The organism is Sediminibacillus halophilus (assembly GCF_900103695.1).
GTDB lineage: Bacteria > Bacillota > Bacilli > Bacillales > Amphibacillaceae > Sediminibacillus > Sediminibacillus halophilus.
Genome location: NZ_FNHF01000005.1, coordinates 67,216 through 90,860 on the forward strand (window position 1 = coordinate 67,216; position 23,645 = coordinate 90,860).

Below are 23,645 nucleotides of genomic sequence, written 5' to 3' on the forward strand. Positions count from 1 at the left end.
CTTCAAAAAAGAGCTGTCCAATTGGAACAGCTCTTTTCTGGTTTTCCCTGCATAATCAGCCGTTTTTTAAATTCAATACGATCAAGCGTTCATTGGTCATTTCTTCAATCGAATACTTCGGACCTTCTTTTCCTGATCCACTGTCTTTCACGCCACCATATGGCATCAAATCAACGCGGTATTGGGAAGAGTCATTGATCATCAGTCCGCCGACTTCTACTTTTCTGGCAGCGTAAAATGCTCTATCCAGATTTTGTGTGAAAATGCCCCCCTGTAAACCATAAGGTGATTCATTCACTTCAGCGATGCAGTCATCAAGATTACTGTAACTGATTAAACTGATTACCGGTGCGAAAATTTCTTCACAGACGACCTTCATGTCTTTTTTCACATTATTGACGACGGTCGGTTGAAAAACCGGTCCGTTTCGTTCGCCACCAGTTAACAGTTCGGCTCCGTTGTCAACTGCCTCTTTTACCCACTGTTCCGCTCGTTCTGCTTCCGTTTCAGCAATCATTGGACCAACGTCGGTATCCGGGTCGTTAGGATCGCCGACATTCAACGATTTGACGGCATCTAACAACTTCTTCTGAAAGGATTCCTTGATTTCTTCATGGACATACACCCGCTGGACTGATATACAAACCTGACCGGCAAATGCAAATCCTTTTTGTGCAATGTTATTTGCAGCCTGCTCGACATCTGCTTCCTTATCGACAATCACCGGCGAGTTATTGCCGAGTTCCAGGATAAGTTTATTCAAACCGGTCGTCTGCTTCAACTTCAATCCGACTTTGGCGCTCCCGGTAAACGTATATAGCTGGATACGGTCGTCCTCCATCATTTGTTGACCTACCACGGAACCGGAGCCAACGATAACATTGAACAAACCGGCTGGAAGTCCTGCCTCTTCAAACAACTCAGCTAGTTTCAAAGAGGTGATCGGGGTAGCGCTTGCTGGTTTTAAAACAACTGCGTTGCCGGCCGCAATAGCAGGAGCTACCTTATGCGAAACCAAATTCAACGGGAAGTTGAACGGACTGATAGCACCGACCACACCGACCGGTACACGGATGGTGAATGCCATTCGGTTTTCCGAACCAGGTGCAGCTTCGACCGGTACCCCTTCACCGCTGATTCGTTTGGCCTCTTCCGCTGCTACCTCAAAGGTTTGCGAGCTGCGGTCGATTTCTGTTCGGGCCTGCTTTAACGGTTTCCCTGCTTCTCTGGTAATCGTTTGAGCCAAATCCTCTTTATTTTTTGAAAGTAATTCACTGACTTTTTTCAATATCTCATATCGTTGATAAGGAGACAGTTGGTGGTTTTGAAAGGCAGATTCTGCACTGGAAATTGCTTGGTCGACCTGTTTTTCCCCTGCTTTGTACACGGTCGCATACGTGTTTTGCGAATATTTATCGAGCACATTCTGAGTTTCATCGGTCTCTATCCACTGGCCGTTGATATACAACTTGTATTGTTCCGACATAGACAACGTCCTTTCTTTGTCGTGATATTACTTTTCATTCCACTCTCATTGTATAATAAACGTCGCCGATGATTAATTGTTCTGTTTGGGAACTTCTTCTTATGGTTGAATTCTTTTACTCAATTGACTTATTACTTTATCCGGTATGCACTTAGCCTACAGAAAGAACCCTTTTCCTGACACTACTGCCGATATGATTGAAAAAAGGTTAAAATAGCAAGCAGATAGTCAGTTACAAGGTAGTTTCTTGTACAGAATGTATAAGGAATTACTAAAGCCAAAAGGGAAATTGTGTTCAGCCCCTAACTGATAAATTTCAATAAAAAAGGCTGCCGAGCGGTCCCGACAGCCTTGGTATCTTAAGGATACCTTTCCTTATTAAATTACAAGAACAACCCTGCCATCGTTGCAGAAAGAATCGAACCCAGTGTTGCCCCTAAAAGCAATTTGAGACCAAATTTTGAAACCGCAACGGCTTTCTTCGAATCAATTGCCTGCACAGTACCTGCGATGATACCGATGGAAGAGAAGTTGGCGAAGCTGGTCAGGAACACCGTAACAATTCCGACCGTTTTTTCGGAAAGTGAGTCTACTACCGGTTGTAATTCCAGCATTGCGACAAATTCATTGGTAACGATTTTGGTACCCATGATTCCGCCTGCTTGAATCAACTCTCCAGGTGCAATTCCCATCAAGAATCCGATTGGAGCTAAAATGTACCCGAGAATCTGCTGAAGGGTTACACCTGCGAAAATTGCCTGGATTATCCAGTTGACCAGTTCCAGAGAAGCAATGAATGCGATCAGCATGGCAGCCACGATCAAAGCGATTCGGCCACCATCAAGCGCTCCGTTACCCATTGCCTCAAAAATACTTTTTGAATCTGATACTTCCTTGATATCGACCCTGTCGTCCTGCTTGTCCACTTTTACTGGTGCAATCATAGATGCGATAATCAGTGAACTGAACATATTCAACGGCAGTGCAACCAATACATATTGTGCCGGTAGCATTTGAATATAAGCACCGACGATTGACGCGGAAACAGAACCCATCGCCGAAGCACTGACTATATAAAGACGATTGTCACTGAGATGATGGAACTGCGATTTAATCGCAATCAATGCCTCCGACTGTCCGAAAAAGATACTATTAACAGCGTTGAACGATTCCACTTTAGGCAGTCCCGTAATATACGATAGGAACCCGCCGAAATACTTGATGATGGTCGGCAATATCTTCAAATGTGTAAGTACCGCCAAAATAGTAGAGAAGAAGACAATCAACAGCAGCACATTGAAGAAAAACACGCTGCCTCCATCTTCAATCATTAAACCGCCTACGACGAAATTGATCCCTTCCATTCCGAAATCAATCAGCTTATTGAAGCCATCAGAAATACCTGTGATCACCCACTCACCAATTTTGGTTTTAAACATAAACCAAGTGGTAACCATCTGTGCGATCAGCATGATTGCTATCCCTTTATAATTTATGTTGCTGCGGTCATTGGACAATAAAAATGAAATCCCGAGGATGATAACAATTGCCAGCAAACCAAGAAGAATATCCACGGCATGAGCCTCCCTTAAAGTCTTTAGCGGAACATGTGCCATCGGGCAGCTTCTGATCCGCTTATCATGAGACATGAAAACCACTGCATCCCTGGAATTTCGGTGATATTCGGCTCCCTTCAAGTAATAGAAAGGAGGCCTCCCGCCTCAAAAACTCACCATGTTTTTCCAGTTATGCACCTAAAATGAAAATGCTTTCAGTCCTTGTTTCCCAATTATGGATTTTAACAGCTTGTCAGACGTCATGCAAGTGTAATTTTCGACATTTTTCTCTTGTCACCGTTAGTTAGGTTTATTTCTTCCCCAAAAGGCCATCCGATAACCGGATAAAATCCTGTTTTTGGGGTCAGTCCCTCCCCTCGTATTACGAGGGGAGGGACTGACCCCAAAAACACCCCCGAAAAGTAAAAAAAGAAATCATTGGCTGATTTCTTTTTAGGAATGAAAGGAATGAGCTACCTGTACTAAATCTTGTTTGGACACGTCATTTCTTTGTTGTTGGCTGACCCCTAATGTATTTTCCCGATAAGACATTTTGTAGGTAACGCCATCCCGCTTCCAGCTGAGTATTTTTGCAAACGAATTGTCGACATATTTACCCTCCAGCTGGTCATCGATGGTAACTGTTTCTGCTTCGACAAGTCCTGTATCGATGTCACCCTCCATAAATTGGATAGACAGCAAATCATTTTCCTGTGTATAGAAACTAATATCCAGTGCCTCGTTCTCATTGTCTTTCAGGTAATAGCGGTCTGACACCAGGAAAGCGACTTCCATCGGCACGTATTCCGGTAAATCCGGGTTAAACGATAGCTCCGCCGCTGCACTTTCTGCCTTTTCTTTTTGGTAATCATAAAACCCTTCTGGAATGGAGGATGACTGCTGACATGAGGCCAGAAATAGCAGCAAGGACAAAAGTAGCAATATTCGTGGTAGAAAAAAATGCAATGGCGACAACAGAATGATCCTCCTTTTTTTCCACCATTTTACCATTTATTCCATACCAGCTAAATGGTTTTAGCGAAATATCCCCGATTTTTAGAATAACCTGGCCATTTGCAGCTTTCCCTTAAACAGCAAAAACAGAAGATACCAGTCCAGGCACCTCCCGTCATGATTCGCTATTTAAGCGGCACCCACTACAACACTTTTTCAGGTGACATCTAAGCACTGCAGTGCGGTTACAAGTCCAAAATTACTCTTCAGTGAGAGACCTTTCTTCCAGCATTTTTTCAGAAGTGTTTGGTCTGGGTGTATATCACATCTTTTGCAACGCATATCCACCCATCGAAAAACCCGCTACAAATGTACCTTGCTAGTCCGGAAGTTTTTATTAAAGACTTACTAAACAATATTATATGTTACTAAAATCTGCTTTTTTGCAACTTCCGAATATATACAATTTGACCAATATGATAGGCGTTATGTGTAATAGCATTACCAAGTAACTCATACCATTTTGCTGATACAGGAAATCCATTGACATCACTTTTGAGTTGTTCCTCGGATAATAAATCCTGCCATTGTAACAGCACCACTACTAGCCGATTTCTTAACTCCATAAACCTTTTATTTTCAGGAACAACGAAACTTTTATTATTATCTCCAATAAAGGGAACTGCTTTCACATCAGATCTTTGATACCTTATTTGCCATGTTTCATTCCAGTAAATTAGATGCTGTACGATTTCAGCAATACTATGACTCTCATCGGCAGGCTTCCAAAATGCTTCTTCCTCTGATAAATTTTCAACTGTTTCAATAAATGGTGGATACCAGCTAGGGTCATTCGTATTTGCCAAAAACTGATCTAATAAAACCTCTTTAACATGTTTCATACTTTTATCTCCTTTTTTATAAAGGTTCAGAGATTCTTTTAATACAACTTTCCATCGACTTTATTACTAATTTCTTTAAATCTCATTAAAATCCTTTTCTAATTCAACAATTGTGCGACTGGAGATCATTAGTTAATCACTGCTGTTACACTAAACTAACCCGTTCGTTCAACCAGCTTATTAGAAAAAAACAGAAGACCAAATCATATACGATTCGGTCTTCTATCGTGTGTTTCTCCAAAAAATACCTACTTAAGGTAACTTTTTTGACTTTCTAAGAGAGAACCTCTTCCTGTTGGTTGTTAAAAAAACGCTTCATCGCATAAAATACATCTGCTTTTTTCCTGAGAATATAATAGCGAAATTTCGGTGATTCTATTTTATTGTAGACTTGCATTAAAGTAGAATGGCGGTTGTACTGATTGACTTCCCCATAGCCGAACATACTTGATTTTTCAATTAATTCCTCGACAAGCGTCACACATCTCCGGTTATCAGATGTCAGATTATCACCGTCTGAGAAATGGAAAGGATAAATGTTATACTGTTCCGGTGGATACTTGGAATCAATGATTTCCAATGCCTTTCGATAGGCGGAAGAGCAAATGGTCCCCCCGCTTTCCCCTTTCGTGAAAAACGATTCCTCATCCACTACCTTTGCTTCGGTGTGATGGGCGATAAATTCGATGTCCACCGTTTCATATTTGGAACGCAGGAATTTGGCCATCCAGAAAAAGAAGCTCCTCGCCACGTATTTTTCAAACAATCCCATCGATCCACTCGTATCCATCATTGCCAACACGACAGCCTTGGATTCCGGCTTTTCGATATCATCCCACGTTTTATAACGGAGGTCCTCCGGATAAATCGGATTGAATCCTGATTTGCCGGCCATTGCATTGCGCTTGTAAGCTTCCAGCATCGATCGCTTTTTGTCGATATTGCCGGTCAGCCCCTTTTTTCGGATATCCCGGAATTCAAAATGAGAGGTAACGATATTGTCTTTTTCCTTTTCTTGCAGGTTGGGCAGCTCCAGTTGATGAAAAAAGGCTTCTTCCAATTCCTCAAAAGAAACCTCCGCTTCATAATAGTCATGCCCTGCCTGGTCACCGGCACCCGAGTCATTTCCGGCGGCTTTCTGTGGCCTGCCGTCGCTTGCCACGACATCCCCCACATTGCTATCACCGTCACCCTGCCCTGCATGTTTGTTTTTATCCTGGCTGTAACGGATTTTATATTCATCGAGGGAACGGATCGGAATCCGCACCATATCCTTCCCCCGGGACATAATGATATTCTCTTCCGTTATTAAATCAGGCAGCTTTTTCCGTAATACGTCCTGGACTTTGTCTTGGTGGCGCTTCTGGTCATCGAACCCTTTTCTATGGAGGGACCAATCTTCTTCGGAAATCACAAAATTCTTCGAATCAGCCATCTATTACCCTCCTTCGTTTTATTATTTCTATAGTATGCAAGACAGGTTTATTTGATTAAAGATTTTGATAATTGGACGGTCTCTTTAGTTGGTGATTCCGTGTGATTGAATCTCAAATGTGATGGAAGGATTGATCTCGATATCGGCATAAACTTCATTCCAATTAAGTTTTTTCCAGGCCTTTGGGTGATACGCCTGTAGTCTCCGTCCAAGGCCAAGCGCGTCGGAATTCACTTCCTGTAATTGCCCTAGGATTTCCTTTGCTTCCTTTGTAAGATCTTTTTCGATCTGCTTTTCCAATTCCTTGATTTTCTTTGCGCTTTGCAAATGGTTGGGCGGATATTCCAGCACATCAGCCTCCATTTTCAGCTTTATTTCGACTTTAGGAAGGCTCCCATGGGTATCGAAGGACAATTTCCGGTGAATTTCCTTGACATCCACTGTAATAAAATCATTTACATCTGGATGGTCATCTCCCCCTACTTTGCGGGTCATCTGGGCATCTGCTCCCCTTATACCTTTCATTAAGAGGAAGAGCACCGCCTTTTCCGAAGGCAAGTAACTGCCGCTGTAAGATTGGCCGCTAAAAAGCGCAAGTCCACGGTATTCCAGGATGCTTTCTTCCTGATTTACAGTTAGGTAGGGTAGGACAAAATCCTGGCCTGGCTCCAACAACTCCGAACAAATCAACTGGATATTTGTGTTGGGCATATGAGTCGATCTTCTTTCTCCTGTCAGCATGCCGGTGATGTATTCACTGATCCGGGGCTCTCCGGATACGCTTAGGGAAAGAGCGTCTTTGACTGTTCCCCCTACCACAGCAAGCTGTGCATGAAGGTTGCTTTTTGGGTCGCGGTAAAACATATCCAAATAAGCATAGATATCTTTCTTAGCAAGTTCTTCACCCAGCAGCAGTACATGAAGCTTGGACTGATCAAAACGTTTGGAGATTTTTTGGTCGATATGGGTTCTTGTATCCAGTGGCGAATGACCGGCCGCAGAAACGATTTGTGTTTGTTCCGCACCAGGCCCTTCTGAAGAGCTTTGCACATTGGTGATTACCACTGTACTTTCCACTTTTCCTTCATCCGCCGCATCAACTCCTGCAGCCAACACCAGTTTTACGTTTTTAAATTGGCGCTGATCCCAACAGCCTGTCAACAATAGCAGGCTTAGGACAAGTGGGAGCAACTTAAACCTTGCCATGGCGCTTCCTCCTTATAAACCGGTAAATAGAGACTGTATACAGCATAAGAAACAACGGTATTACATTCGAAAATACCATCGATACGTGTGTGACGAATTGGGTGAACGAGTCGATTGGCTGTTCATCGATCCCCACAATCAACGAAGCCACTACGATGAGGGTAGTAGAAAACACCGCAAACCGGGATGGTTTTTTGGAGTGGAACATGTCAGTCAATCCTTTGCTTGCCATGAACAGATACGTGGAGAACGAAGTGGCAACCGAAACAATCCACATGGATAACAGAAACAAGTCGACCCTGCTAATCACATGTAGTTCAATGGCTTTCAATAAATACAACACGGGCTGGGGCACAAAGGTGATTTCACTAGTACTAAAGTAAGTGAACGAGACAAACACGACAAATAAATAAAACAGAATAACGAACAAGTTTGCGTAGGACATCGTTTTTAACCGCTCTGCCGGCGTCCCCTTCGTATGCGGATAGAGATAGAAAAAGGAAATGTAGCCAAGCATCGCCAACACAGCGGCTTGAGCCCCCTTGACTAGTTGTGGAATAGGAGTCTGGCCGACCGGAAGCAAATAAACCAGCTGAATGTCAGGCAAAGCAGACACTAGCAATAAAAAAATAATCACCAGCAATATAGATACAAATGTGTAAATCCGTGCCATGACAAGCAGTCCGCTCGATATCAGATACAAACAGGTAAATGCGAGCAGGATCGCCAGCACCCAAAAAGGAGTGTTCGGCAGAATCCATAAGTGGAGCATTCTACCGAATAAAACGAGAATCAATACACAAACACAAACGAAGTATAAATAATAAGCACTGCTCAGCAGTTTGCCTATTGCATTTCCGAATAGCTTCGGCAAGAAGGAAATCAGATCGTCATCTGGAAACTGGCGCGCAGTCAGCCACATGGCCACTATAAGCAATTGGATGCACAATCCTGCTAGGACGAATGATATCCAGCCGTCCTGTTTGGCCGCCTGATGTAAATCAAACGGAAGAGACAAGACTCCAACCCCAATCTGGGTTTGGATGATAATAAAAAAAAACTGGCGTCGTGAAATTTTCTTATTTTCTGTTCTTGCCATCCCGCCTCCACTCCCTCGATGTGGCCTGTGTTTTCCCCTTGATTGGTTTTGCATTTTTCGGCCGTGTATTCATTTTAAATAATGGAAGACGAATAAAAGTATCCTTTAAATCTTTTACATGCAAGGGGGCGAGCGGCGCAAAATAAGGTGTTCCGAATGATTCCATTCTGCTTAAATGGATCAACAATAGCAGCATGCCGAAGACAATTCCGACAAATCCGAGTGTCGCCGATAAGATAATCAGCGGAAAGGTCAACAGCCGTAAAGTTGTGCTCATCTCATTGGAGGGGACGACGAACGAAGCAATCGCCGTCAAAGCAACGACAATGATCATAAAATTGGAAACAAGCCCCGCACGGACTATGGCATCCCCGATGACCAAACCGCCTACAATACCGATGGTCTGGCCGACTGGGGTTGGCAGCCTGATTCCGGCTTCCCTAATCAGTTCGATGATGATGACCATCACCAATGCTTCGATAATAGGCGGATAAGCAATTTCATTGATGGAACTTTTTACCGGGATGACCAAATCCTTGGGAATCACTTCAAAATGAAACCCAACTATCGAAATATAAAAGGCCGGCAGCCCGATAGCAATGATAAAGCTGAACAAGCGGATTAAACGAATGAACGTACCGGTAAACCAACGAGAATTATAGTCATCCGGAGACTGGTAAAAGGCAAAAAAAGTTGCCGGTGCCATCAGACAGGTCGAACTCCCCTCCGATAAGACTGCGACTCTTCCTTCCATCAAATTGGCCACTGTTTTATCAGGACGTTCGGTATTGATCATCTGGGGAAAGGGTGAATAAGCGTGATCCTCGATAAATTCTTCGATAAATCCTGGGCTGATAATGAAATCAACGGAAATATCCTTCAACCTTGTTTTCACCTTATCTACAAGCTGAGGATTTGCGACCCCATCCAAGTATACAAGAGCAACTTTTGTATTTGTCAGTTTTCCCAGCTTCTCAAACGTGACTACAAGGTTTTCATTCTCGATCCGTTTGCGAATCAGATTGATGTTGATCATTAAATTGTCAATAAACCCTTCATGAGAACCGCGGACCACTTTTTCATTGTCCGGCTCTTCCACGCTGCGGTTAAATGCGGAGGTAGTATTGAAGAGAAGCATGTCTGCGCTTCCATCGATGGCAAAAGCGCTATGTCCTTTTAAAAGGAGTTTAATGATCTCTTTACGGTCATGTACTTTTTTGCCACTGGAAAACTTCATGACTTCCTGGTCGTCCATTTTCATGTATGGCTTAAAAAATTCATTCTGGATTTTTGCCTGATCGGCCAGTGATTCCAGATAAAAGAGTACAGCCCTGCCTTCTTCCAAAATCCGAAGCTTTAAATCATCGGAACGGTGGAACGCTTCCACAAAATACGTAATATTCTCCTGTAAAGAAGTCGTATTTCGTTCAGTTTTCTGTTTTTGTTCTTTTGGTTTTTGCCTCAAGGACTTGAAAGGTTTCATATCCAGCCACCCCCACTACCCAGAAAATATACAGATAGTATGTACCAGACATGCCAATATTACTCAAAACCAAAGTGGTGGGGACAGTCCCCCATCCAAATAACACTGCGTCGCGCTATCACTGCAGCGTGCTGGGGGACGGTCCCCTGATTTAGGAATGCAAGCGGCTTCCTTCTGGAACGGTCACGGTTTTTTTGAGGATGGCGACACGAGTGAATGCTATTCCAAACAGAATGAATAAAATATATAATACAGCCATGCTCATTCCGCCGATTGCTTCCCCGACGATAATGCCCAGTGCACCGAACATTTTTCCGACTTGGAAGACAAACCCGTTAAATGCCATATAAGCTCCGCGTTTACTGTCATCAACAATATCAGCGAGCATTGACTGCCTGGTCGGCACGTACAGTAATTCACCGATGGAAAGCACCACAACAGCCAGGAATAAACCTGGAATATGGTTGGAAAATGCCATGAATGCATAGCCACATCCAAACAGGACAAAACCAGCATACATAATCGGCTGTTCCGGTTTATTCTTAATCCACTTGGAAATCACCGCTGTAAACAGGACAATCATAACCGTATTGACCACCGTCAGCAGGCTAAGCAATCTAACACCGTCGACCAACACCTCGTGTCCTTCGATCCAGGTAAATGCCCTAGGAACAATATCCTGTTCCAGCCTGACGGCGATAAAGTTGTTGCGCTGGAATTCCAACGACAAAATCGCAATCCCGCCAAGCGTGAACAATACGAATGGTAAATCTTTGATGACGGTCTGATAGCTCCGCAGCAACGGAAGCAACCCGTACTGTTTTTGAGCCGCGGTCTTTTCTGATTGCAACGTTTCCTTGATTAAGACACTGGTCATCCACAGCGTGATGACGCTCATCCCCACCAGACCAATCAACAATTCGAAGAAATGCGTTTTAAACAACCATCCTCCTATCATTAGCCCGAGCATCAACGAAAGGTTGACAGCCCAGTAGTTGATCGAATACATGAATGCTCTCGTTTCTTTTGTACTGACATCGATCAGCATTGCTTCGGCAGCCGGGTTGATAAATCCGGTTGCAACACTAATGACAAGCATCATGGCAAAAGTCGCAATCGCCGATGTTCCCCAAGGAGCGTTGACCAGTAACATCCCGGTGAAAGCAAACAGTTTCATCGTCTCTCCCATAACCATCAACCGTTTTCTGCCGAGCATGTCTGCAAGAAAACCTCCGTACAAACCAGCTAAAAACTGAACAATCACATTGATCAACAACAAAATCCCTGCAGCTGCCGCATTGATTTTATCGGTAAAATAAATTGCCATAAACGGAAAAATCATGGAACCGATGATTCGGCTGAGAAAAGAAGTATAAATACGAACGCGAATATTTGGGTGAAGTGACTTGAACATGTGGCCCCCCCTCCTTCTGCTTTCTATTTTGCCTTTTCTTAAAAGGGGTAAAAAGGGTATAATCAATCTATTAATGTCCCCTTTTCCAGGAGGTGAAGCTTATCAAGGATTTATCGTATTATACACTGCGAGCCCATTTATACGGTAAAGAGCAAAATAAACAGGTGACTTTTAAATTCGAGGAACTGGAAACACTTTGGTTTTGTACGAGAAAAAACGTCAAACGAAAGCTGAAGAAGTTCCAGGAAGAAGACAAATTGACGTATACACCAGGACTCGGCAGAGGAAATCCTTCCCGTTTAACCTTCCGTGATTCGTTTCAAAAAGAGATTGAACAGTTTGTTCAGGAGTCCATGCGGCAAGATAAGCTTGATGATCTTGTCCACTTATTGCAGCTTCCTATCCCTAAGGCATGGGTCGCAACTATCTCACCACAGCTGCAAAAGATGTTCGGTATGCAGGAGTCGAAGCAGGAGAAAGACGTTCTGCGCACAATTATCTCTCGGGATCTTAGTACGCTTGATCCCGTTTACAGTTCGATAACCGTGGAAAATCATATGATCCAGCAACTAGGGGATACGCTCGTCACGTATAGCAGAAAAAGAGACGAAATCCGCCCCCGTCTCGCCCACCATTGGCAGGTAGATGAAAACAATACCACGTGGACTTTTTACTTGCGAAAAGGGGTACGTTTCCATCATCAGGGCGCTTTCACAAGCCTCGATGTCAAACATACATTGAATCGGTTTAACCCGGCACACCGTTTTACTGGCTTGTAAGCGATATTTTGGAAATCAACTGTCCAAATAGATATCAAATCACTATCAGGCTAAACAGACCTAATCCCTTTTTTCTTCGCTATTTGAGCAGTATCAATCTATCCATCCTGCCCAAGGATGTACCTTTTGATGAACACCAATGGATCGGCACCGGGCCGTTTCGCTTAAAGGAACGCAGCAAGAAGCGGATCGTTTTGGAAGCCTTTGACCAATACTTCCTCGAGCGACCTTTTTTAGACCGGATTGAGTTTTGGAAAATACCGATGGATACAGTAAAAACCGTCACCTATAACATAAGCGTTGACGAAGCATTCGAGGAGGGCATTCAGAAAAAAGAAGTGGAAACCGGATTTCGCTTTCTCGCTTTCAATTTCACCAAACAAACAGCTGTACAAAATCCACATTTCAGGACAGCGTTGTTTCACTTGCTTGACCCGTATAAAATGCACGAGGATTTGGGGCTGGAAATACCGGTGGAAGCCACCAGCTTCTTTCCATGGAAATCAGGACAACGCAGCAGAGATAAAGAACAGGTACCAGGATTACTGGAGTTATCCGGTTATCAGGGGGAACCATTGCAGCTGTATTGCCTCGAGTTTCCGAAAGCAAAAGAAGAAGCCGCATGGTTTCAGCGCCAAGCTTCCCAACACGGCATTAGGCTGGAGTTGAACAGCTTCAGTTTCGAAGACTTTTACTCTTTCACTTTCGATGACACGGCAGATATGGTATTCATGGGGGAAGTTTCGACATCAGACTATCATTTATCCTTTTTGGGCGCTTTTTACAATGAGGTCCTTTTGTTCAGACGCTTCATGACAGCAGACCAGCTCGCGAAAATCGACAACTGGCTGGAAGCATTCAAACAGTCTACAACCAATCAGGAAAGGGAAAAAATCATTGATGTGATGGAAGATTACTTGAAGGACAACCATCTGATCCTTTTTCAACATCACCCTGTTAAAAACAGAATCTTTCATCCAATGATCCAGGATATCCGCTTTAAATCATTTGGCCAAGTGGACTTCCGAAAGTTGTGGGTGAAATAACAGACGACTGAGGGAGTCTGATCAATATGCTTACCCTCGTTGGAATATTCACTGTTGCGGTAAGGTAAACACTTCGTCTGAATGAATAGAAAAAACGCTCAGGAGTTGTTAACTTCTGAGCGTTTTTTGTACAACCGAACCTTTCAAATCCGCGGCTGCTCTTATCCTTCCAACAATAAATCGTATGGATCTTCAAGCATTTGTTTGATCCGTACCAGGAACTGCACGGCATCTTTTCCGTCTACGATTCTATGATCATAAGACATGGCCACATACATCATCGGACGTACTTCGATCGAATCATCCGGCATGACAATCGGCCGTTTCTGGATGGAATGCATTCCGAGAATACCAACTTGTGGCGCATTTAAAATTGGCGTCGATAACAGTGATCCGAAAATACCGCCGTTTGTAATCGTGAACGATCCACCTTGCAGATCGGCCATTTGCAACTGTTTATCCCGTGCTTTCTTGCCAAGATGGGCGATTTCCCGTTCCACACCAGCAAAATCGAGACGATCAGCGTCACGGACAACCGGAACTACGAGTCCGTCATCGGTCGATACCGCGATACCTATATCATAGAATTTTTTCAAGACAAGTTCGTTACCTTGAATTTCCGCATTAATCAGCGGGAATTCCTTTAATGCGCCGACAACAGCTTTTGTAAAGAATGACATAAAACCAAGCTTGACATCGTGTTTTTCCAGGAATTTGTCCTTCCGCTCGCTGCGCAGTTTCATGATTGCGGTCATATCCACTTCATTAAACGTTGTCAGCATGGCTGCGTTATGCTGCGCTTCCACTAAACGGTTTGCAATCGTCTGACGGCGGCGGCTCATTTTCACCTGCTCTACCGGCTTGTCGAATTCCGTTTTCTCGGAAGATTTCGCTGCCTGCTGCTTGTCTTGTTTTGGCGCTTCCGCTTGCTTTTGACCGCCTTTTGCCGCCTGGTCTACATCTTCCGGACGAATACGGCCCAACGGGTCCCGTGGGTAAACATCGCTAAGATCAATGCCTAATTCACGGGCACGCTTCCTGGCAGCTGGTGAAGCAACTGTGTCTTTGCTGCTAGAGGAAGTCTGTTCTTCCTTTTGACTAGAAGCAGCTGGCTTTTCTTCTGAGGCTGAATCCTGTTTGCTATCTTCCACAGGAGTCTCCTCTTTTGCAGATTCATCCTGACTGTTATCCCCAGCACCGCCAGCTTCCCCATTTTCGTCCACTTTGGCGATGACGTCGCCGACTTCGACGTCGTCGCCCTCTTCTTTTGTGAGTTCAACGATGACACCTGCATAGTCAGCATTAACTTCGACGTTGACTTTGTCGGTTTCCAGTTCCAATACCGGATCGCCCTTCTCTACTTTGTCACCTTGCTTTACGAGCCATTCGGCGATAGTACCTTCTGTAATTGATTCTGCTAATTCCGGGACTTTAATTTCCTTCACTGGAATCTCCTCCTTTAGACAGCTTTAAGGCTTCCTGCACGATTCGTTTTTGTTCTGTTTTGTGTATGTTTGGCTCTCCAACCGCTGGTGATGACCGATCAGGACGACCGACATAACGCAACTGTTGATGTTCATCCAGAAGATTGTATAAAAGCTCTTTGACAAAGTTCCAGCTGCCCATATTTCTAGGCTCTTCCTGAACCCAAATTACTTCTTCGACATTTGGACAATCCTTCAGAACCTTTTCCAATTCTTTTGCCGGGAATGGATAGATTTGTTCCAAACGGATAACATGCGTATCCTTTACTTTATCTTCATTCTGGCTCATTGTTTCAGCGATATCCACCATCACTTTCCCACTGCCGATGACCAGTCTTTTCGCTTTTTTCGTCGTCTTCGGCAAGCCTGGTTGTGTGATCACTTTCTCAAAGTTCTGCTCACTGAACTCTTCGGCCGTAGAAGCTACACGTTGATTACGTAACAAACTCTTCGGCGTCATCACCACAAGCGGACGGGCAGCGTCCTTCCCTCTCAATGCTGCCTGGCGGCGTAACAAATGGAAATATTGGGCGCTGGTAGTTACATTGGCGACAATCCAGTTGTTTTCAGCAGCAAGCTGCAAGAAACGTTCAAGTCTGGCACTGGAGTGTTCCGGTCCCTGACCTTCGTAGCCATGCGGGAGCAACAATACCATGTTTGATTTCTCTCCCCACTTGGCTCGGCCTGCGGCAATAAATTGGTCAAAAATCACTTGGCCAGCGTTGGCGAAATCACCGAATTGCGCTTCCCAAAGTACCAGGGTGTTCGGCGACTGAACGCTGTATCCGTACTCAAACCCTAGCACTCCCGCTTCCGATAACGGACTGTTATGAATGGCAAATGAAGCTTTCGCCTGATCCAATCCATGCATAGGGCAGTAGGTATCCCCGGTTTCCACATCATGCAGCACCAAATGGCGATGGGCAAAAGTTCCTCGTTCGGAATCCTGACCAGTCAGACGTATGGAGACACCATCTTGCAAAATCGAAGCATAAGCAAGCGTTTCAGCCGTTGCCCAATCCGCCTTGTTTCCTTCCTCCAACGCTTCTCCACGTTTTTTAAGGATTTTTTCCAGTTTCTTAAACCCTTGGAATCCTTCAGGTCGTTTGAGGAGACCTTCATTCAGCTGCTTCAACTGCTCAAGCGGGACAGCCGTTCTGATTCCGTCGAGGCCGTTGGACAACGCCTCTGGGGCAGGCTTCGGCTCTGGTTCGTCCGTTTCATTTTCCATCATATTATCGAAAATGTCTTTAAGCTCCTGTTCCCGTTCTTTCTTTAACTTCTCGTAATCGTCATCGCCGATAACCCCTTCTTCTTGAAGGCGTTTTGCATAAACGACAGCAACCGAGTCATGTTTATCGATTTCTTTGTATAGCTGCGGCTGTGTAGCCCGTGGTTCATCCATTTCATTATGACCATAGCGACGATAGCCGACTAAATCAATTAGAAAATCCTTATGGAAAGTCTGCCGATATTCATATGCCAGCGCCATAGCGGACACACACGCCTCCGGGTCATCCGCATTGACATGAACGATCGGAATTTCAAATCCTTTCGCCAAGTCACTCGCATATCTGGTTGATCTGCCTTGATCCTGACCGGTAGTGAAACCGACTAGATTATTGGCGATCAAATGCAGAGTGCCGCCTGTCCGGTAACCAGGCAAATCGCTCATGTTCAAGGTTTCGGCTACGACGCCTTCCCCGATGAATGCAGCATCGCCATGTATCAAAATGCTGAAAGCACGATCCTGACTTTGAGCAGGTGCGCCTGCCTGATCCACATCCTCCTGAGCGGCCCGTGTAAAGCCTTCCACAACTGGATTTACAAATTCGAGATGCGAAGGATTGTGAGCCAAAGTGATCTTAGTAGGAGATACCTTGTCTTCTCCCAAGCTTTTCACTGCCCCAAAATGATACTTCACATCACCTGTCCAGCCATAATTGATTCCTTTAGAACCAGCTGACGGCATCAATTCTTTATCCGATGAATAATGAAATTCAGAAAATATCTTGTCATATGGCTTGCCAAGCACGTGGGTCAAAACACTTAAACGACCCCTATGAGCCATCCCCATCAGTATTTCCTCAGTCTCATCCATGAAGGAGTTATTAACCGCTTTATCCAGCATCGGAACCATCATTTCCAAGCCTTCGATGGAAAACCGTTTCTGACCGACAAAGGTCTTGGCAAGAAAACTTTCATATCCTTCTACATCTGTCAGCCGTTTCAATAGCTGCCTTTTTTCCTCTTGACTCAATGACAAAGCAAAGGCGCCGGTATCAATTTTATCCTGGAGCCATTTCCGCTCGTCGTCATTATTCACATGATCATATTCAAAAGAAGTAGTACCCGCATAATTCTTTTTCAACAAGTTGACCACTTCAAGTGCATTGGTCACATTACCGGGAGCTTCTTCCCAAATCCAATTCGCAGGAATCGCTTCCAAATCTTCGTTCGTCAAATTATAATAAGCCGGATTGACTAACTCCGAGTTGCGATCCTTCTCTTTTCCGACAGGATATATGTCCGCTTCTAGATGTCCATAACGGCGAATAGCCTCCACAAGTTTCATTGTCGAGGTTAGTTTCTTAATATCACTGGCTGAAGTTGTCGCTGAATCGGTTTGCTGCAATCCCCCTGTTTGTGTCAACCATTCAGGTGCCCCGTGCTGATCGAACATTTCTTTCAGAGATGCATCGATTGTCGAGGGGTCTTGTTTGTACAATTCGTACTGTTCTTCAATGTACCCCATGTTTGGACCATGAAAATTTTCCCAGAATCTTCCACTAGATTCTTGCTGTGTCACGACTTATACCCCCATTAGAAGTTCACTTTCTCCATCAATTAAACGTCACTGAACATTCAATGACCATTATAGAACTGACCTCTTTCTACATCAACTAATATACCCTATTTTATACAAGGAAACAATAACCTACCGACACCATCTATCAAAATAATCGAAATATAAAATAATTATATGTAAACAGCCTTGGCACCGTTATTGCGGAACCAAGGCTATAAGGAGAGCGTTATGGAAAATCAACGGGTGTCACGAGAACTTGTTCGGCGATGCCAAACGAATTGACGAAACAGTACAAGAGGACTAAAGGCAGTGATGTAACAAAATGCACCCGACAACGTCCTGATTCAACTATATTTTGTTACCTTTCAAAAAAGCTTGCAGAAAACCTGGAAAAGGTTTACCTGCAAGCTTTAGCCTTCTATTAAAAAATCATGGAACCATCATCGATTCAACAAGCTGCCGACATAGCGCAGCAGTTCATTCGCCGAAGTAGAATTGTAGCCGTACTCATCGATCAGTGTGGCAACCACTTCATTGATCTTCTTGAGCTGTTGTTCATCCGGTGTCTTGCTCGATGTCGTAATTTTGACAACGTCTTTTAAATCGGCAAATAGTTTTTTCTGAATTGCTTCCCGCAAACGTTCATGTGATTGATAATTGAATTTTTTCCCTTTACGGGCATAGGCAGAAATCCGGATCAAAATCTCTTCCCGAAACGCTTTTTTGGCATTTTCAGAAATACCGATCTGTTCCTCGATCGAACGCATCAGTTTCTCATCTGGATGCATTTCTTCCCCTGTCAGCGGATCATGCAGTTTTGTTTTGTTACAGTAGGCTTCGACATTATCAAGATAGTTTTCCATCAATGTCCGCGCCGACTCTTCATACGAATAAACGAATGCCTTCTGCACTTCTTTTTTGGCAATTTCATCGTATTCTTTTCTGGCGATCGAAATAAAATTCAAATATCTTTCCTTGTCGTCTTTAGAAATGGACGCATGGCTGTCGAGTCCGTCCTTCAATGACCGCAAGACATCAAGTGCATTGATCGAGGTCATTTCCTTCTTGATAATCGTCGAGGATATCCGGTTGATGACATAACGCGGGTCAATCCCGCTCATTCCTTCATCTGCATATTCTTTCTTCATTTCAAGTACATCGGCATCACTATAGCCTTCCACATTTTGCCCGTCATACAGATACATTTTTTTGAGCAGACTGATGCTGCCGCGATTGGACTCTTTCAATCTGCTTAAGACCGTGAACATTGCTGCAACCCGTAGTGTATGCGGTGCAATATGGACATCTTTTATGTCGCTTTCCTTGATCATTTTTTCATAAATCCGTTCTTCTTCACTCAACCGTAAATTGTATGGAACCGGCATGACAATCATCCTGGAATGAAGCGCCTCGTTCTTTTTATTGGCAATAAATGATCGGTATTCGGATTCGTTAGTGTGAGCCACAATTAGTTCATCGGCAGAAATAAGGGCGAATCTGCCCGCCTTGAAATTTCCTTCCTGGGTGAGAGAGAGTAAGTGCCATAGGAACTTCTCATCACATTTCAACATTTCCTGAAACTCCATGATCCCGCGGTTGGCCTTGTTGAGTTCCCCATCAAACCGGTATGCGCGCGGATCGGACTCTGAGCCGTACTCAGCAATGGTGGAAAAATCTATCGACCCGGTTAAATCTGCTATGTCCTGGGATTTTGGGTCGGAAGGACTAAAAGTGCCTATACCTGTTCGTTTATCTTCAGAAAAGAAAATCCGTTCCACCATGACATCTTCTATTCGCCCATCGTATTCCTTTTCAAGGCGCATGGTATTCAGCGGAGACAAGCTCCCTTCAATTTTCACGCCATATTGTTCTTCAAAATCCGATCGTAAATGCGGGGGAATCAAATGCAATGGGTCCTCATGCATTGGACAGCCCTTGATTGCATAAACAGCTCCTTCATCGGTCAAGGTGTACTCCTCCAACCCCCGCTTCAACAGGGCAACCAGTGTCGATTTACCTCCACTTACTGGTCCCATCAAAAGCAAAATCCGCTTTTTTACATCGAGTCTTCTTGCCGCTGGATGAAAATATTCCTCTACCAGACGTTCCAGCGCTTCATCCAATCCGTAAAGCGCATCGGAAAAAAAACTGTATGTCTTTACCCCGTCTTCACGCTCTGTGACTCCCTTATGCTTAATCATGTTATAGACCCTTGAGTGGGCAGATTGAGCTAAATAAGGCCGTTCCTTTAACAGATCCAGATAGTCCGCGAAGGTCCCTTCCCATTTCAACTTTTTCTGATCTTCTCTATGATCCTGGATTTTTTTCAATATATCCATCTCTACGCCCTCCCTGAAGAAATTAGCAAAAACTACCCAGCAGTATATTCAGTGCAGGTTTCCACTGCTCCTGTTCCCTTTTTGGTGCCCATAAGAAAAGATGGTTACTTTAATCTATGTAACCACCCTTGTGAACATGAATGATAGCAACAGGTAACCTGAGGATAAGGAAATCCTCTGTTTTCAGAAGCGCGGAAGGGACCTGCCGGTTTGGAGTTCACAAGCTTCTCATAATTCGTTATAATAGAGGTAAGATACGCTACATAAACAATTACTGCCTGATGGGGCACAGAACATAAAGGAGGATGCCTTCCATGAGTATGAATATTGCATTGATTTTGGGTGTAACCATTGTATTCCTTACTTCCATTTTCACAGCCGGAAAAGATTCAAAACAAACGCCAAAACGATAAGGTATTTCCTGCTTAGCTTGTGTTTGCTAAAATATTCAGTCAATAGAAAGAGACCAAGAATAAATGTAAGTCCCTTCGAAAAGTGAATGGGATCCTTTATGGCGGAATAATAATACGAAACAGAACGCTTTGGTTTTGATAACCAATCGTTCTGTTTTTTATTGTCTGGTTGGGCGAGATATCCATAATAGGAAAATAAAATCGAGTGCTAAGGGACAATGAAATACGTAAATAGGGCTAAGGCGACTTACCATTACTTCTTCTTTTTCTTTTACCGATTATGACAACCGTTGTATAAAAACAATTCTTTAGCTCAGAATGTAGACAATGAAGCGAACAACTCGGTTATCAGGGGACCACTTCTCTGCGGAAACGGAACCGTTATGCTTAGCGGAAACTTCTTATACGCGTTGTTCACGGAAATGTAAATGGATGATTAATACAAAAACCAGCCGTCTGTCCGGCTGGTTTTTTACGTTTATATTGCTTTAATGCAAACCTGGGAATCCCTGTTGCCTCAGTGCTTCATATATGATGATTGCCGCGGTATTGGATAAATTCAGGGAGCGGACCATATCATTCATGTGGATTCGTAAACATTTATCCTCTTTCCCCTCAAGCAGCTCTTTCGGAATACCATTCGTTTCCCTGCCAAACACGAAAAACAAATCTTCATCCGGCTGATTGAAGTCAAAGTCGGTATAATGCTTGGTGCCGAAGTTTTCAATATAGTAAAAATTCCCGTCCGGATACATTTGGTACAGTTCATCCAAGGAATCATAATAATGGATGGTGACATCCTTCCAATAATCCAAACCTGCTCTGCGTACCATCCTGTCATCGGTGGAAAAACCAAGCGGTCTGATCAGATGAAGTGTCGTACCAGTAGCCAGGCAGGTACGTGAAATATTCCCCGTATTGGCGGGGATTTCTGGCTGAAATAAAACTACGTGTATTGCCACTTTTTTCACCCCAAATAGTTAGTAACCCGCTTATTATATCACAATCATCAGGAGTTACGTGCACACTGTGGGCACTGCTGCAATCCTTCAAACGTCATTCACCGATCCGGAAAAATTTATACTGACAATCTTCCGTCCAGGCCATCGAGTCCCGGTATTCCCAATAGCGATGCCGGCTGTTGTCGGTATGGGCGTTGACAAGCGGCTCGCCGTTTGTGTCCTTTGACACTACGATCGTATTATGATCCCACCGCCCATCCCCTTGAAAATCATAACAAATCACATCACCAGGAAGTAAATCACTCGCCCTTTCCACTTCTTTTCCTTTTAACCCTTGTGTCGACCCACTCAAATACCAGCGCAAAGAATGGGCAACAGCCCAGCTGTAACTCCAGCTGTTCGCCTGATACCACCAGCCGCGCCCTTTGTCGGGCATTCCCCACATCGGCGCCCCGCCGGCATAGAGACATTGGGACACATAGCTGGTACAATCCACGGCAAATTTTCGAAATTCGGGGTTATAATCGTTCCACCAGCGCTCTGCATATTGGACTGCAGCCCGTCTATCATAATCGAAGCGTTGCGAACGCGCCTCCTCTTTGCCGAATACTTCGATGGCCGGAAGTTGTTTTGCCGTCTCGGGAGGAAGAACCAGCTCATCACTTGCTACTCGCCCCGCCTGGATGATTGCAGTATGGCGGCGCTGCTCTTCTTCATGATAAAAAGAATTCCCTTGTTTGATAAAGAATACGGCCAGTAAATCATACTCAATTCTGCACTGACCCTTTTGCTCCTGAATCTTCCGCAGTAGTTTTCCTTCCCCTCTGATTCTCGGCACTTTGTTTCCACGTTCCTCATGCAGGCGCTTTTTCCGTGCAATCCAATTATCCGGCTCGCCATCTTTTCTCTGCTCCAGAAGATGCTGCCAATACGCCGTCAATAGTTGTTTGTCATCCATGCGCGTATCCCTCCTAATTAACTTATATGAGGGAAAACACATTCTCTGAACAAAAAAAGCCCGCTCCATCCAGTTGGATAAGCGGGAACGGTATCATTATATCTCTTTGTAAACGGAGCACATACCAGACAAGAACAGTATGTCTTTGCCCATCAAGCATGCTGTCTGGCCGTTTCTTTGAACTCGAGTCCTTTATCCATTTCAAACTGCACTTGTTCATCTGTTTCGATTTGTTTGGCTGCCTCGATAGCTTCGAATGCCTCTTCTGTTCCAATTTTCCCTAATGACCAGGCTGCAGTTCCGCGGATAACTGGGCGTGGATCTTTTTTCATCAACCGGATTAGCTCTTCTACGGCACTTTCTTCCTTATAATGACCGAGAGCGATAATCGCATTGCGTTGAATCGGTTTTTTCCCGCGCCACGAACCGGCAATATCGCCGAATTTTTCTTTGAATTCCCGGTTGGACATGGAAAGCAGCGGCACAAGCTTGGGTTTGACAACCTCAGGATCTGGTTCCATTTCCGGATGCAAGTGAAAGTCCTTCTTTCGATTTTTTGGACAGACAAGCTGACACGTATCACAGCCATAAATCCGGTTGCCCAGTTTGCCCCTGTATTCATCCGGCAAGAAGTCTTTTGTCTGCGTCAAAAAGGCGATACACTTCTGGGCATTCAATTGCCCGCCTTGGACCAATGCTCCTGTCGGACAAGCATCGATGCATTTGGTACATTCCCCGCAGCTGTCTTCGACTGGCTCATCCGGTGTGAATGGTACATTGGTGATCATCTCTCCTAAATAAACATACGAACCGAACTCCGGAGTAATCAGGGTGGTATTTTTTCCGCTGAACCCTATGCCGGCCCGTTCTGCAACAGCACGATCTGACAGCTCTCCGGTATCGACCATCGAACGATAGTTAAAACCGTAAACCTTCTCCGAAAGGAACGCAGCCAGCTTCTCCAATTTATCGCGTAAAATATCATGATAATCTTTTCCCCAGGACGCACGGCAGAACAGACCACGCCGCTCCCCTTTCTTGCTCTTCGGGGCATCCTTCAGTCTGGAGGGATAGGCAAGGGCAATTGAAATAATCGACTGCGCTTCCGGCATCAGCTTAACAGGATTTGTCCGTTCCTCGACCGAACCTTTCTCAAAGCCCGATTGATAGCCAAGATCCTGCTGCCGCTCCAACCGTGACTTCAACTCGGTAAATACGTCCACGGAAGCAAATCCAACCTTATCAATGCCAATGGACTTGCTGTAGTCTATAATCTCCTGCTTCAACTCCTCGTAGGCCATCCATAACCCCTCCTTTCCT

The 23,645-nt window shown here is 44.4% G+C and carries 17 protein-coding genes; 2 read left to right on the forward strand and 15 right to left on the reverse strand.

Going from position 1 to position 23,645, the window contains the following annotated elements:
* Positions 1 to 55 precede the first annotated feature (55 nt).
* From BLR82_RS15765 to BLR82_RS15805, 9 genes are all read right to left on the reverse strand, one after another.
* Positions 56 to 1,486 (reverse strand): aldehyde dehydrogenase family protein, encoded by a 1,431-nt coding sequence (locus tag BLR82_RS15765; protein ID WP_074600442.1) that lies wholly within the window; start codon positions 1,484 to 1,486, stop codon positions 56 to 58.
* Positions 1,487 to 1,869: 383 nt separating this feature from the next.
* Positions 1,870 to 3,060, reverse strand: a complete 1,191-nt coding sequence (locus BLR82_RS15770) for a NupC/NupG family nucleoside CNT transporter (protein ID WP_074600572.1) — start codon at positions 3,058 to 3,060, stop codon at positions 1,870 to 1,872.
* Positions 3,061 to 3,495: 435 nt separating this feature from the next.
* Positions 3,496 to 4,017 carry a hypothetical protein gene (locus BLR82_RS15775; protein WP_074600443.1) on the reverse strand — a complete coding sequence of 174 codons (522 nt, stop codon included), beginning with the start codon at positions 4,015 to 4,017 and terminating at the stop codon, positions 3,496 to 3,498.
* A gap of 407 nt (positions 4,018 to 4,424) precedes the next feature.
* Positions 4,425 to 4,898: a DinB family protein gene (locus BLR82_RS15780; protein ID WP_074600444.1), complete on the reverse strand. Its 474-nt coding sequence runs from the start codon at positions 4,896 to 4,898 to the stop codon at positions 4,425 to 4,427.
* Positions 4,899 to 5,172: 274 nt separating this feature from the next.
* Positions 5,173 to 6,333, reverse strand: a complete 1,161-nt coding sequence (gene yhbH / locus BLR82_RS15785; RefSeq protein ID WP_074600445.1) for a sporulation protein YhbH — start codon at positions 6,331 to 6,333, stop codon at positions 5,173 to 5,175.
* A gap of 84 nt (positions 6,334 to 6,417) precedes the next feature.
* On the reverse strand, positions 6,418 to 7,539 hold the full coding sequence (locus BLR82_RS15790) for a Ger(x)C family spore germination protein (RefSeq protein ID WP_074600446.1): 1,122 nt from the start codon (positions 7,537 to 7,539) through the stop codon (positions 6,418 to 6,420).
* Complete coding sequence (locus tag BLR82_RS15795) at positions 7,526 to 8,638, reverse strand: GerAB/ArcD/ProY family transporter (RefSeq protein ID WP_074600447.1); 1,113 nt, start codon at positions 8,636 to 8,638, stop codon at positions 7,526 to 7,528. Before BLR82_RS15795 ends, BLR82_RS15790 begins: the two co-directional genes overlap by 14 nt.
* Positions 8,619 to 10,121, reverse strand: a complete 1,503-nt coding sequence (locus tag BLR82_RS15800) for a spore germination protein (RefSeq protein WP_074600448.1) — start codon at positions 10,119 to 10,121, stop codon at positions 8,619 to 8,621. The genes BLR82_RS15795 and BLR82_RS15800 overlap by 20 nt, the downstream gene beginning before the upstream one ends.
* Before the next feature lie 151 nt (positions 10,122 to 10,272).
* Positions 10,273 to 11,535, reverse strand: coding sequence for an MDR family MFS transporter (locus BLR82_RS15805; protein WP_074600449.1), 1,263 nt, complete (start codon positions 11,533 to 11,535; stop codon positions 10,273 to 10,275).
* Between the two features lie 92 nt (positions 11,536 to 11,627).
* Between BLR82_RS15805 and BLR82_RS21505 the strand changes: the two genes are divergently transcribed.
* Positions 11,628 to 12,314, forward strand: coding sequence for an SgrR family transcriptional regulator (locus tag BLR82_RS21505; protein WP_074600450.1), 687 nt, complete (start codon positions 11,628 to 11,630; stop codon positions 12,312 to 12,314).
* Between the two features lie 8 nt (positions 12,315 to 12,322).
* Complete coding sequence (locus tag BLR82_RS21510) at positions 12,323 to 13,360, forward strand: ABC transporter substrate-binding protein (protein WP_074600451.1); 1,038 nt, start codon at positions 12,323 to 12,325, stop codon at positions 13,358 to 13,360.
* A 161-nt stretch (positions 13,361 to 13,521) separates the two neighbouring features.
* Here BLR82_RS21510 and odhB read toward each other — a convergent pair whose 3' ends face one another.
* From odhB to queG, 6 genes are all read right to left on the reverse strand, one after another.
* The gene (gene odhB, locus BLR82_RS15820; protein WP_074600452.1) at positions 13,522 to 14,805 is read right to left on the reverse strand and encodes a 2-oxoglutarate dehydrogenase complex dihydrolipoyllysine-residue succinyltransferase; all 1,284 of its coding nucleotides are present in this window, start codon (positions 14,803 to 14,805) and stop codon (positions 13,522 to 13,524) included.
* Entirely contained in the window at positions 14,792 to 17,653 is a 2,862-nt protein-coding gene (locus BLR82_RS15825; protein ID WP_074600453.1) for a 2-oxoglutarate dehydrogenase E1 component, read from the reverse strand. The genes odhB and BLR82_RS15825 overlap by 14 nt, the downstream gene beginning before the upstream one ends.
* A gap of 440 nt (positions 17,654 to 18,093) precedes the next feature.
* The gene (locus BLR82_RS15830; RefSeq protein WP_074600454.1) at positions 18,094 to 19,992 is read right to left on the reverse strand and encodes a PrkA family serine protein kinase; all 1,899 of its coding nucleotides are present in this window, start codon (positions 19,990 to 19,992) and stop codon (positions 18,094 to 18,096) included.
* Between the two features lie 901 nt (positions 19,993 to 20,893).
* The gene (gene trmL / locus BLR82_RS15835; protein WP_074600455.1) at positions 20,894 to 21,367 is read right to left on the reverse strand and encodes a tRNA (uridine(34)/cytosine(34)/5-carboxymethylaminomethyluridine(34)-2'-O)-methyltransferase TrmL; all 474 of its coding nucleotides are present in this window, start codon (positions 21,365 to 21,367) and stop codon (positions 20,894 to 20,896) included.
* A gap of 94 nt (positions 21,368 to 21,461) precedes the next feature.
* On the reverse strand, positions 21,462 to 22,325 hold the full coding sequence (locus tag BLR82_RS15840) for an amidase domain-containing protein (RefSeq protein WP_083334902.1): 864 nt from the start codon (positions 22,323 to 22,325) through the stop codon (positions 21,462 to 21,464).
* A gap of 152 nt (positions 22,326 to 22,477) precedes the next feature.
* The gene (queG, locus tag BLR82_RS15845; RefSeq protein WP_074600456.1) at positions 22,478 to 23,626 is read right to left on the reverse strand and encodes a tRNA epoxyqueuosine(34) reductase QueG; all 1,149 of its coding nucleotides are present in this window, start codon (positions 23,624 to 23,626) and stop codon (positions 22,478 to 22,480) included.
* Positions 23,627 to 23,645 lie beyond the last annotated feature (19 nt).